Source organism: Capilliphycus salinus ALCB114379 (assembly GCF_047276495.1).
Lineage (GTDB): Bacteria > Cyanobacteriota > Cyanobacteriia > Cyanobacteriales > Microcoleaceae > Capilliphycus > Capilliphycus salinus.
This window is the reverse complement of the sequence record NZ_CP178543.1, coordinates 4,742,183-4,754,230: the sequence shown is the minus strand read 5'-3', so window position 1 is coordinate 4,754,230 and position 12,048 is coordinate 4,742,183. Positions and strand designations below refer to the sequence as shown.

Here is a 12,048-nt window from a genome sequence, read left to right as displayed (position 1 = left end):
GGTCAGAACCTCATCCCCGACCGTTCTCCTACCGGGAGAAGAAAATCTTTTTTTAATTATTAAATAAAAATTTGTCCAAAATCTCACAGATGTGATATCATACGCCTATCGGTTCTAATGGGGATCAGCCATTAGACGCAAGGGGGAAAGTTCGGTGCAAATCCGTCGCTGTCCCGCAACTGTGATGAATCTTAATTCAAGGTTCTGAGTCAGAATGCCCGCCGATTGATAGTGTTTTATTTGCGCGTCTGCGAGGTACAGATAGTGTTTGGATTAGTCTTTTTACAATTCGATACGTTACGTTTTCATCTGAGTCACAGCACTGGTTTGGAGCGGGAAAAACCTCCAGAATAAGCTGCGATGGCAATTTGCAAAAAAGAAGAATCGCCTCAATTTTTTTGAGGTCAATATTGCCTATTTCGATTGCACGAACTAACGAAATTGGAGTTAGTTTCTAGATGGTCAATTCTTCCCAAAAAATAGGGTGTTCCGGTTAGGTTCGCCCGACAATTTCTAATGACTAAACACACAATTTTTGTCTGCACGGCCTGTGCGAGTGTCTGGAAAGGAAACCAGCGCGTTGGGGAAAGTGGCGGGGAAAAATTGCATCAGCAACTGTCTCAACTTTCCGAAACTTGGGAGTTGAAAGCTGAATTTTCAATTGAACCCGTTACCTGCATGAGCGCTTGCAAACGTTCCTGTGTCGTTGCTTTTTCTGCGTCCCAAAAACCCACCTATTTATTTGGAAATCTTTCCTCCCCGGATGCGGCACATTCAATCCTAGAATGTGCCAGCAAATATTATCTAAAACCGGATGGAAAATTGCCCAGAAAAGAACGACCCGAACTCCTAAAACAGCGAATTATTGCTTGCGTTCCACCCCAACTCAATCGGTAAGTTAGTTAACTTTTGCCGAAGTTAACGATTAGTCAAACTCAAGAAATTTTCAAAGGAAAAACTCAAATGAAAAATTTGTCATGGGTTCAAAATATTGGCTCATTTTTGACCCTATTTCTGCTAACCTTAACCGCCCACGAAGCGGCAGCCGCAACCTTTTCTGGGTCAACATCCGACCCCGGAAAAATAGACTCCGGCATTCCAGGATTTATCGGTTCTGATGGTGAAGGTTTGGTGACGCAGAATAATAGTATTAACCCGATATTTGTGGGTTGGGCGACAGAATTTATAGACTATCAACCCACGCCGGGAGTCGAAGAACGATGGTTAACCCCAGAGAAAACCTTGGGGCCGGTTACAGCCGCTTTTGACGGGATTGCCTCTTTGGGAGAATTAACCGCCGAACAAATTGCAGCAGGCGTTTCTCCCGGTCAAATTACTTTAACCTTTGACAAGCCTATTGTAAATAAAGCGGGGGCCGATTTTGCCGTATTTGAAAATGGAATTGGGTTTGCAGAAACGGGCAACCTTTTCGCCGAATTAGCTTATGTGGAAGTTTCCAGTAACGGGACTGATTTTCTGCGGTTTCCCAGTATTTCTCTGACTCAAAACCCCCTCGAACCCTTCGGACAATTGGATGCAACCCAGGTTTATAATTTGGCGGGAAAACACGTTAATAATGGGGTTGTGATTTCCGACGAAGAATTTGTTCAAAGTTCTTGGGGAACTCCTTTTGACCTGGATGTACTGACGGATTCTCTGGCAACTTTTTCCGGAGAAATTGACCTGAATAATATCAATTATGTTCGCATCGTTGATATTCCGGGGAACGGCGCTTTCTTGGACTCCCAAGGCAATCCGATTTATGACCCCTGGCAAACTCCAATTCCGGGTTCTGGCGGTTTTGATTTAGAAGCAATTGGGGTAATTCATGCGGCAGCTATTCCCGAACCATCCTCAATTTTGGGGTTAATTACTTTCGGAATTATCGGCAAATGGCTGTTAAAAAATCGTCAAACGGTTTCTCGAAATTAAGATAAAATATAAGAGTGAGTCCAGAGATTTTCTATCGCCTCACTCTCCTCTAAATAGGAGAAAAGATGAGATCTGATGTCAAGCGTTTTGAACGCTCTTTCATTCTCCATTCGGAATCAATTAAACCCTTTCCTTCAGGCAGTTCAAGCCTCTGGGAAGCGGCTTGGAATGCCATCGCCAAAGGTGATAGTTGGTCGTTTTTCCTAGTCGGAATTGGCAGCTTCAGCAGTGTAATTTATCCCCACGTTCCTTTAGTTGGGTTTGCGGCTGTTACTGGCAATACTCTCCCCCGCAAAAAAGCGATATTCACCGCTTTAATGATTTGGTTTGCCAATCAATTGTATGGTTTTACCATCCGCCAATATCCTCAAACAAAAGAATTGTTTACCTGGGGTTTGGTAATGGGAATCGGTACAATCATTGTGACGGGATTAATTACCCTCAGACCCCGATTTAGCCGGATTAACTTTTGGGGTTATCTCATTTGGTTAATTGTGGCAATTGTGGGCGGTTATGCCCTGTTTGAAGGCAGTATTGTACTGATTGCGGATTTGATGGGCGGACATGGTTTTACCGCAGAAATATTGTGGCGAATTTTTGTAAAAGATGCGGTTTGGGCGATGAGTTTATCGGCGATTCACAGTCTATTTATGGGGCTAATCATTCAAACCGTTCCTTCTCAGTCGGGCTACCGTCCCCCCGGTTGCGGTCAAAAATTCTGAAGTTTAAAGAAAGTCTCAACTGAAGACGTTCTCAAGTATTCTCTCAACAATAAAAGGAGATTCAATGGCAATTACCACCTCTACACTCGGATATCCTCGTATTGGTAAAAATCGCGAAGTTAAAAAAGCTTTAGAGTCGTTTTGGCGGAGTGAGATTACCGCCGACGAACTGTTACAAACGGCGCGAGAAATTGAGGAACAAGGCTGGAAAACCCAAGCCGAAGCCAATATTAAAAAGATTGGAATTGGAGATGCCACGCTTTACGACCAAGTTTTAGATTGGGTGATTCGTTTGGGGTTAATTCCCGCCCGTTTTCAAGCCTTTTCCGGGTTAGAACGCTACTTTGCAATGGCGCGAGGAAAAGAGGGTATCGCCGCTTTGGAAATGACCAAATGGTTTGATACAAATTACCATTATCTCGTTCCTGAAATTAGTGCCGATATTAAACCCGAAGCCAACTTTGAGGATTTTTTAGCAACGGTTAAACGGGCAAAAAATTTCCTGGGAGAACGGGCAATTCCCATTATTATCGGCCCGGTAACATTGCTGCGGTTAAGTCGGTTAGAAGGCGTAGAATTGGGTGAAGTCTTGACGCAAATTTTGCCCCTCTACAAAACCCTATTAACCGAACTAAAAGCGTTAGGAATGGTCGAAGTTCAGTTACACGAACCCGCCTTGGTTTTTGGCAATGCTGAACAATTAAAGCCCCACTATCAAACCGCCTACGCCGAACTTTCCCAAGCGAATCTTCCCATTCATCTTGTCACCTATTTTGATGATTTGGGAGAAACCTATCCTTGGGTTATCGAATTACCCGTTTCTGCAATTAGTTTAGATTTCACTCGCGGACACAATCTAGACTTAATAAAAACTCGGGGTTGGAAACGGGATAAACGCTTGGGCGTTGGCATTGTTGACGCCCGAAATGTTTGGCAAATTCGCCCGGATAAAATATTTCCACTGCTGTCAGAAATTCAAACTTTAGCGCCGGAAATTTCCATTCAACCCTCGGCTTCCTTGCAGTTTGTTCCCTACGATGCGTCGCGAGAAAAGCAACTTCCGGAAGCACTGCGAAATGTGTTGAGTTTTGCCGAACAAAAGCTGCAAGAAGTTGAATTTTTAGACCGAACCCTATCCGAAGAAAATACTCAACTCGAACAAGAACTCACGGAAGATTTAATCGCAAATAACTGGGATGCTTTCCAACAATTTAGTCCGGCAAACGAGCGGGTTAAAAAACAGTTGCAAGCCTTAACAACGGATACCTTTAAACGCAGTCTACCCTACACAGAACGCATTCAAAAACAAGTTAAACTTCCCGCCTTCCCCACCACAACTATCGGTTCATTTCCGCAAACGAAAGCCGTGCGAAAATTGCGGTCAAGCTACAAAAAAGGCGAACTGACCCAAGCCGAATATCAAGCTCAAATTGACACCCATATTGCTTACTGTATTGGTTTGCAAGAAGGAATGGGAATGGATGTGTTAGTGCATGGAGAATTTGAACGGTCTGATATGGTCGAATTCTTCGGTCAACAGTTAGAAGGTTACGCTTTTACCGTTCACGGTTGGGTACAAAGTTACGGCAGTCGCTACGTTCGTCCCCCGATTATTTTTGGTGATATTTCTCGCCCTCATTCTATGACCGTTCGGGAATTTAAAGTGGCTCAATCTTACACCGAAAAACCCGTCAAAGGAATGCTAACAGGCCCGGTAACAATGCTGAATTGGTCTTATCCCCGCACCGAGATTTCCCGCCAAGAACAAGCCTTTCAATTGGCGTTAGCAATTCGGGAAGAAGTTGCAGATTTAGAAGCGGCAGGCGCTCAATTTATTCAAGTCGATGAACCCGCAATGCGGGAAGGTTTACCCCTAAAACAACAGCGTTGGAATGAATATTTAAGTTGGGCTGTTGATGCTTTTCGGTTGTGTACTGGTATTGCTCAACCTCAAACCCAAATTCACACCCATATGTGTTATTCAGAATTTGGCGATATTATGGAGTCAATTCAACAGTTGGATGCGGATGTGATTTCGATAGAAGATTCTCGCAGTAATAATGAAACGTTGATGCAACTGACCAATGCGGGTTATTCTCATCAAGTTGGGCCGGGTGTTTATGATGTTCATTCTCCGGCAGTTCCGACTTTGAAAACGCTCCAAGAAAATGTACAAAAATGCAGACAATATTTGCCCGTTTCCCAAATTTGGGTGAATCCCGATTGTGGTTTAAAAACCCGCAACTGGCAAGAAGTGATTCCCGCAACTCGAAATATGGTTCAAGCAGCTTTAAACCTCCGTCAAGAACAGGAGTCAACAACAGTTAAAATCCCTGTAAAATTCCTCTCAAAAACAGGTATAGAAGTCGAAAATCAACCCCAAGCTGAAAACGAGTAACTTTCAAAAAAGGGTGGGTTCAACTCACCCTGAAAATCCCTTGCCGAACTTAAGCATCGATGATGAATCAATCGCAAACAGACTGGCAACAAAATTTCATCGCAACCAATTTAATCGCCCTGGGTTATAATGCTTGGATGGGTTATCTTAAAAGTGAGCGTGGTGTAGTCGTTTGTAGCACCAATACGGCAACTCTTAATGTTGTCGGCGAAACATTTCCCGCTCATTTTGTCTGTCGCCGTCGCCTTGCTCCCTTTCTCAACGCCTGGTTAGCAACACCGGATACAGTCATCTTGCAACAGCATTTTATGAAGGGTCATATCTTGCAAGCCGCTGACAATTATAACCCCAAAAAAGATTTAATTCTCCTGTTGGAGTCGGGTCAAGCCGTTAATTTCTTTTATCTCACCGATTTACCCATTTCTCCCCCAGAATGTTACGATCAAGTCCTGACTCGTTATTCGGATTTTAGGAGCAATCAATTTTCTAAATATTCTCCCAAAAATTAGTTCTTTCCCTAAAAAAGCGTCGAATTCAATTTCGATAATTAGTTGATAAATTTACTCCGGAAAGTTGTCATTGACCCGAGCGAAAACGTGCTAAATTAAGATCGAAACTGTAAAAAAGTATGATCTCTAGATTTCAATGCGTTTATTTTATATCCTGGGATTTTTCCTAATCCTCCTAACGCTGGGCATCGGATTTTATCTAATCAGCGCCCGCCGTTATCAATCCTCCGATTCTGTCGCCAATTCCTACGACGAATGGACCGAAGACGGCATTTTAGAATACTACTGGGGCGAACACATCCACCTCGGCCATTACGGTTCCCCGCCCCAAAATAAGGATTTTATCACAGCAAAAGAAGACTTTGTACATGAAATGGTCCGTTGGGGAGGCTTGGATAAATTACCCCCAAATACAACGGTTTTAGATGTGGGTTGCGGTATTGGCGGAAGTAGCCGTATTTTAGCCAAAGATTACGGGTTTGACGTCACCGGCGTCACCATCAGCCCCCAACAGGTGAAACGCGCCCAAGAATTAACTCCAGAAGGACTCAGCGCTAAATTTCAGGTTGATGATGCGATGGCGCTGTCTTTCCCCGATGGCAGTTTTGATGTGGTTTGGTCCATCGAAGCGGGTCCCCATATGCCGGATAAAGCGATTTTTGCCAAAGAGTTGCTGCGGGTTCTCAAACCGGGCGGGGTGTTGGTGGTCGCGGACTGGAACCAACGAGATGACCGTCAAATTCCCCTGAATTTTTGGGAAAAACCGGTGATGCGCCAACTCCTCGATCAGTGGTCCCACCCGGCGTTTTCCAGCATTGAGGGCTTTTCCGAACTTTTGGCGGAAACGGGGCTGGTAGAAGGCGAGGTAATCACCGCAGATTGGACGCAAGAAACCCTCCCCTCCTGGATTGATTCCATTTGGCAGGGAATTGTTCGGCCCCTGGGATGGATGCGGTTTGGGCTGTCGGGTTTTCTAAAATCCGTGCGGGAAGTGCCGACTTTGCTGTTGATGCGGTTGGCTTTCGGGGCGGGACTTTGCCGGTTCGGGATGTTTCGGGCTGTGCGGGCCAATGGCGATCGCGAAAAGCAAACCGCTAACAGCGAACAGCTTTCGGTGAAGGTGTAATTTGTCGGGGCGGGTTCGGGGTGAATTGATTTTCCGCAATCGCACTTCTAACCCCAGTCGGAGGTTCCCGGCTTGGGACGTCCGCCCCGCCCTTTCAATTGCCCTGCTGTTTTTAATGTTGATATAATAAGTGTCCGCACAGAGTCTTTTGAGAACAAACAATCTTTTTCTCGCATCCAGACATTGCTTTTAAGCGACGCTTGGCGCTACGAGTGCCTTTTTGCTGGAGTTGACGACGATTGTATAGGTAACGTCTTTGTACTGCCCTGATCTGGGATGAACTAAAGAATTGCCCGTTACTGGTAACAGCTTGGTGGTACAGTCCTCGGTCAATTCCTTGAATTTCCCCTTCTACTGGCGTTGGGGTTTCTGTTTCAAAAACCCGCCTCACCCAGAACTGTTTATTCTGCTTTGAGTAAGTTAAGTGTAGCCGCACAAAATTCCCAAGCTTCAAAGACTTCTTGGAAGTATTTCGGTACATTCAAGATGAGCTTTTCACGCTTGCCAATGCAACTAAGGGTTAACTGATGTCCTCTTAGCGTCCGAAGTCCGCTTGTCGTAGCGCAATCCTGATGTCGGCTTTTTTCTGGGATGCCGCTTGAACTTGGTAGCTTTGACTGCCTCCATTGCATTATCCCGAACCGTTTGCAATAGTGCAGAAGGCACATCCGGGTACTGCAATCTGATAAGAGCATACATTGCTTTGTGAGCCTTGTTTTTGTTGTACGTCCGTTCTTTCAATGCCCAGTCAACGTGCTGATTAAAGATGTCAGCACAAAACCCCATCAGGGGTAAAAACCTCTCATGGGGCAAATCGACGGGGATGGAAACGGTGCGCTTCATGGGTGGTGGTATTACGCAGGGTACGAGTCATCCGCGCTTCACCGCCGCCAATCGGCGGTGAACGAATGACCTGAGAAATCGTGATTATATTTAGGATAGCACAAACCTTATATATTCAACTGGTAAACACCAATCTATGAAAATACTGTCCTCTTCCCACGCTCAACACTGTCTTGGATACCACATCATCTTCTGTCCCAAATACCGCCATCAAGTTCTTGAAGGCGCGGTAGAGGTCGAGTTAAAACGCATTATTGGCGAAATCTGCAAGACCTATAGTTGGACACTTCATGGACTGGAGATCATGCCCGATCATGTTCATGTATTCGTGCAAGTTGATCATATGACTGCGCCAGTCGAAATTGCCAAAACGATGAAATCCATTTCTGCTGTACATCTGTTCAATACATTTAAAGAACTTAAAAAACGCCGCTTTTGGGGGTCGGGGATGTGGAGCGATGGTACGTTTTACTCGTCTGTGGGTGGAGCCTCGGAAAAGGCAGTACAACAGTACATTGAAACTCAAAAACAACGAGGTCATACAAAATGAATCGGCATCGAACCCATCCATTTTGTCGTGCATTCATCCCCGCCCACAAGGGACGGGGTTTTACGCACGACTAATAATTTTTCTTTTTTCTCCTTGAAAGGAGAGGTCTTAAACCTCATTAATTAATGATCAATTATCAATTGTCAATTATCCATTGATAACTGAAAACTGAAAACACGATCTGACTGATGACTGAAAAGGGGCGGGTTTATATCAGTTTTCTGTGGGAAAACATAGATCAATTCAGAACCCGCCCCTACGAGACTTTTAACCGACGACTGAACTTCTTTGTACGGTTTCTTTTTCGGGTTCAAATTCCGTCGAACGATTAATTTGCCACCAAATGGTTAAACCGCCCCCGATGACCAACACCGCTATCCCGATAACCAGTAGAATTTGTTGCCATTTTTTCAAACCCGAAGCTGTCGGTTGGGGTTGTTTTTCGGGTTCTTCTTCATCGTACATTAACGCCTTGGAAGCTTCTGTCGGTTCCGATTCGATTTCATCGGGTATACTGGGTTTGGCTGCGGTATCAATTAGAATTAATTTCTGCGGAGAAACGCCACAATAAGTTAATACAATCGAAGTATTATCGTGACCGTTGTGGGTGTTTGCCAAATTAATCCATCCTTCGACTGCGGACTCCAAAGATTTTTCGCCTTGCAACACCGCAGGGCCGTAAGCCGCCCAGGATTTTTCCACCCAATCATTATCGCTTAATCCGTCGGAACATAACAATAATAAGCCGTCTTCTTCGATAATAAATCGCTGCACTGTTGGCCGCAAAAATTCCGCTTCTTTGGTGCCAACCGCCTGAGTTAACGCCCCGCCATCCCGACGTTGAGCGGCTTCCCAATACAAACTCCGACCGTATTTAACCTCTCGGGTTGCCACATCATCATCGACGGTTAACGCCTGACAAGAATCGCGAGTAATCCAATAGGCGCGACTGTCTCCGACATTAACAATATACAATTCGTGAGCATTTTTCAACTCGGAACCTTTGGGGGTTTTTATCTTTTGGGGAAGTTGTAACGCCATCACCAAAGTTGTTCCCATGCGCTGCCTTAATTCCCGTTTTTGTTCGTTATTTTGGGCGGCGATCACATTGTTGGCGATCCGGGTAATTTCTTGCAGTTGATCGACGATTAAATCCGGGGGTGTTAAGCTTTCTTGTTCGTTAATTTCAGCCATAAATGTGGCAATTAACGGTTTAATGGATTTCACCGCCAACTGACTGGCAACTTCGCCCCCATCGTGACCGCCCACCCCGTCGCAAACAAGACTTAAATAAGGAATTAACTGATTGTTGGGATAACTATCAAGCTGTTCTAAATCGAGTTGTGTCGGATAACAATTATCTTCATTGTGCGGTCGAACAGGCCCCGTATCGCTGCGACCGGCTACGGCTAAATGTAAGGGCAATTGGGCGGCTTGTTGCAGCAAAAGTTGATTCAATTCATCGGAAATGGTTTCAATTGAAGTGTGAGAAGTCTGCATCAGTTTGGAAATCTGTTGCAGGGGTTTCTGCACTTCATCTTGGGCGGTTTCAATAAAAGCTGACCAAAATTCTGCCAAATCTTTTAAGCTTGGCTGAACTTTTCCCCGATGTAATTGTATTAATCGAATTCGCCAACTCTCGGCGCGAAGATTATCTTTAACTAATAGACTATAAGCCGCCCCCTGTTCCGATAACGGCGTCCACAGTTGCAACATTTGCCACAACCAATAAACCTGACGAACACTTTTAGTTTTCGGCCAAACTTCTACCATTGCCGGCAAAAGTGTACCTTTAGAATCGGTGGGGATATTATCTAATAATAAAATTTCTTCGCTATCATTAGCCGAACCCAAGTTATAAATCCCGTAAACTCCCGGTAAATGCAAACGGTGGGGATACAGGTACAAATAAGGTAACATCGCATCGGATACGGACTCGGGAAGGGTTGGGGGGACGGCGGGCTTGGTATCGAGCCAGACTTGAGGCGCACCGACATAATAGCGATTTCCGACGACTTGTCCGGGTTGAATTTGAGCCGCACTTGAACCGACGGCCCACAGATACCGATAGGTTAACCGAGTTTGACAAGTCTCGCAAACTTGAGCGCCAATGAGGTTGCGAGGTTCCGGACAGGTGGGGTTTGGACAGTAAATCGGAGGTTGCGATGCACTGCTAATTTGGAAAAGTTTCTGTAAGGACACAAGTCAAGATATGTTGCTTAAGGACTCAAATTAGAAAAATTCAAATATAAAATGATTGTAGCCTCTATTTGATTGTTCTGAGTTGTACTCTGCATGAAAGAACAATCAGTTCAGTCTCACCCCTGCGGTGCGTAGGTCTTGTGTTCTCTTTCATGCTCATCGCCTATGTTACTCAATCCTACACTCTTTTGGTTATTGGCTGGCGCCTTGCTGTGCTTGATGGAGTTGTTTGTACCGACGGCTTTTGTAGAATTAATGATGGGTTTGAGTGCGCTGGTGGTGGCGGGAGTGTCGTTAATTGTTCCCTATGCCAATGTACAAGTTTTACTGTGGATGATTTTATCGGTTGGTTCAATTGTTGGGTTGCGACGATGGCTTCCGAGTCGCCGAGTTGCTACCATTGAAGATGCACAAGAAGCGGAAACTTTAACGGAAATTTTACCCGGTCAAACCGGTCGAGTTTTGTATGAAGGGAATTCTTGGCGGGCGCGTTTGGAAGCCGGAGAAATGGCGCTCGCTCCCCATCAAAGGGTGATTGTGATTGGACGCGAAGGCAATACATTGATTGTCATCTCAGAAAACTTACTGAATGCTTCCGAATGATTAAGATTGGATTAATTTTTGAAAAAATCTGGAGATTTCCGAGATGAAACCTTCTGAAACTGTAGATTGAATAATAGAGGAGTATTGGTTAAATTTGGGTCTGTTTGTAATTTGTAATCGATAATTGAACGGATTTCTGTCTGCTAAACTTTAGCACAAATTGAGGGAACTCAAAATGGAACAATTCTTTTTATTGGTTCTGCTGGCTTTGGGAGGTTCTGGTCTGGCCGGATCGGTCAAAATTGTTAATCAAGGCGATGAAGCGTTGGTTGAAAACTTGGGAAAATATAACGGTCGGAAACTGAAACCGGGTCTGAGTTTTGTCGTGCCTTTTTTGGATCGCGTTGCTTATAAACAGACGATTCGAGAACAGGTTTTAGACATTCCTCCCCAACAGTGTATTACTCGCGATAATGTTTCGATTAGTGTCGATGCGGTGGTCTATTGGCGGATTATGGATTTAGAAAAAGCCTGCTACAAAGTTAATAATTTGCAAGCGGCGATGGAAAATTTAGTCCGCACTCAAATTCGTTCGGAAATGGGTAAACTTGAACTCGATCAAACGTTTACCGCCCGCACGGAAGTCAATGAAATGTTGTTGCGAGATCTCGATATTGCCACCGATCCTTGGGGCGTGAAAGTGACTCGGGTTGAGTTGCGCGATATTTGTCCGGCGAAAGCGGTGATGGATGCGATGGAGTTGCAAATGTCGGCTGAACGTCAAAAACGGGCGGCGATTTTAAAGTCTGAAGGGGAACGAGATTCTGCGATTAATAGTGCGAGAGGTCATGCAGAAGCGAGGGTTTTGGATGCGGAAGCCCATCAAAAGGCGATGATTTTAGAAGCCCAAGCCGAACGTCAAACTCAAGTGTTGAAAGCCCACGCCACCGCCGAAGCACTGCAAATTATTACTAAGGTTCTCAATAATGATCCCAACGCCAAAGAAGCCCTGCAATTTTTACTCGCTCAAAATTATATGGATATGGGAACGACCATCGGGAATAGTGAAAGCAGCAAGGTGATGTTTATTGATCCCCGCAGTATTCCCGCTACGTTGGAGGGAATGAAGGCAATTGTTGGCAACGAACCGAAAAATCTTGATTTGAATAAGCCCTTTTAATCGAGAAATTATGAATTTTAATTCAAGGCTAGGGTAGGTGAAA

Annotated in this window: 12 protein-coding genes and 1 riboswitch; of the genes, 9 read left to right on the top strand and 3 right to left on the bottom strand. The window is 44.8% G+C overall.

Going from position 1 to position 12,048, the window contains the following annotated elements; translation table 11 throughout:
• Positions 1-92 precede the first annotated feature (92 nt).
• A riboswitch (cobalamin riboswitch) is annotated at positions 93-241 on the top strand.
• A 275-nt stretch (positions 242-516) separates the two neighbouring features.
• The 6 genes from ACL6C3_RS19165 to ACL6C3_RS19140 all read left to right on the top strand — a co-directional run bounded on the left by ACL6C3_RS19165 (position 517) and on the right by ACL6C3_RS19140 (position 6,687).
• Positions 517-897: a DUF1636 domain-containing protein gene (locus tag ACL6C3_RS19165; protein WP_413160631.1), complete on the top strand. Its 381-nt coding sequence runs from the start codon at positions 517-519 to the stop codon at positions 895-897.
• Between the two features lie 66 nt (positions 898-963).
• On the top strand, positions 964-1,932 hold the full coding sequence (locus ACL6C3_RS19160; protein ID WP_413160630.1) for a hypothetical protein: 969 nt from the start codon (positions 964-966) through the stop codon (positions 1,930-1,932).
• 65 nt (positions 1,933-1,997) lie between these two features.
• Complete coding sequence (locus ACL6C3_RS19155; RefSeq protein ID WP_413160629.1) at positions 1,998-2,654, top strand: hypothetical protein; 657 nt, start codon at positions 1,998-2,000, stop codon at positions 2,652-2,654.
• 64 nt (positions 2,655-2,718) lie between these two features.
• On the top strand, positions 2,719-5,052 hold the full coding sequence (gene metE, locus ACL6C3_RS19150) for a 5-methyltetrahydropteroyltriglutamate--homocysteine S-methyltransferase (RefSeq protein WP_413160628.1): 2,334 nt from the start codon (positions 2,719-2,721) through the stop codon (positions 5,050-5,052).
• A gap of 59 nt (positions 5,053-5,111) precedes the next feature.
• Positions 5,112-5,561, top strand: coding sequence for a hypothetical protein (locus ACL6C3_RS19145; protein WP_413160627.1), 450 nt, complete (start codon positions 5,112-5,114; stop codon positions 5,559-5,561).
• A 136-nt stretch (positions 5,562-5,697) separates the two neighbouring features.
• A complete protein-coding gene (locus ACL6C3_RS19140) occupies positions 5,698-6,687 on the top strand; it encodes a methyltransferase domain-containing protein (RefSeq protein WP_413160626.1) in 990 nt (329 codons plus the stop codon).
• Positions 6,688-6,799: 112 nt separating this feature from the next.
• Here the strand turns inward: ACL6C3_RS19140 and ACL6C3_RS19135 are convergent, their stop codons facing one another.
• Positions 6,800-7,168: a hypothetical protein gene (locus ACL6C3_RS19135; RefSeq protein ID WP_413160625.1), complete on the bottom strand. Its 369-nt coding sequence runs from the start codon at positions 7,166-7,168 to the stop codon at positions 6,800-6,802.
• A gap of 32 nt (positions 7,169-7,200) precedes the next feature.
• The gene (locus ACL6C3_RS19130; protein WP_413160624.1) at positions 7,201-7,530 is read right to left on the bottom strand and encodes a hypothetical protein; all 330 of its coding nucleotides are present in this window, start codon (positions 7,528-7,530) and stop codon (positions 7,201-7,203) included.
• Between the two features lie 136 nt (positions 7,531-7,666).
• On the opposite strand from ACL6C3_RS19130, the gene tnpA reads away from it, so the two are divergent.
• The gene (gene tnpA, locus ACL6C3_RS19125; protein ID WP_413160623.1) at positions 7,667-8,080 is read left to right on the top strand and encodes an IS200/IS605 family transposase; all 414 of its coding nucleotides are present in this window, start codon (positions 7,667-7,669) and stop codon (positions 8,078-8,080) included.
• A 267-nt stretch (positions 8,081-8,347) separates the two neighbouring features.
• Here tnpA and ACL6C3_RS19120 read toward each other — a convergent pair whose 3' ends face one another.
• On the bottom strand, positions 8,348-10,282 hold the full coding sequence (locus tag ACL6C3_RS19120; RefSeq protein WP_413160622.1) for a PP2C family protein-serine/threonine phosphatase: 1,935 nt from the start codon (positions 10,280-10,282) through the stop codon (positions 8,348-8,350).
• Between the two features lie 165 nt (positions 10,283-10,447).
• Here ACL6C3_RS19120 and ACL6C3_RS19115 point away from each other — a divergent pair, with 165 nt between their 5' ends.
• Both ACL6C3_RS19115 and ACL6C3_RS19110 read left to right on the top strand, forming a co-directional pair.
• Positions 10,448-10,885 (top strand): NfeD family protein, encoded by a 438-nt coding sequence (locus ACL6C3_RS19115; RefSeq protein WP_413160621.1) that lies wholly within the window; start codon positions 10,448-10,450, stop codon positions 10,883-10,885.
• 175 nt (positions 10,886-11,060) lie between these two features.
• Complete coding sequence (locus tag ACL6C3_RS19110; RefSeq protein WP_413160620.1) at positions 11,061-12,005, top strand: SPFH domain-containing protein; 945 nt, start codon at positions 11,061-11,063, stop codon at positions 12,003-12,005.
• Positions 12,006-12,048 lie beyond the last annotated feature (43 nt).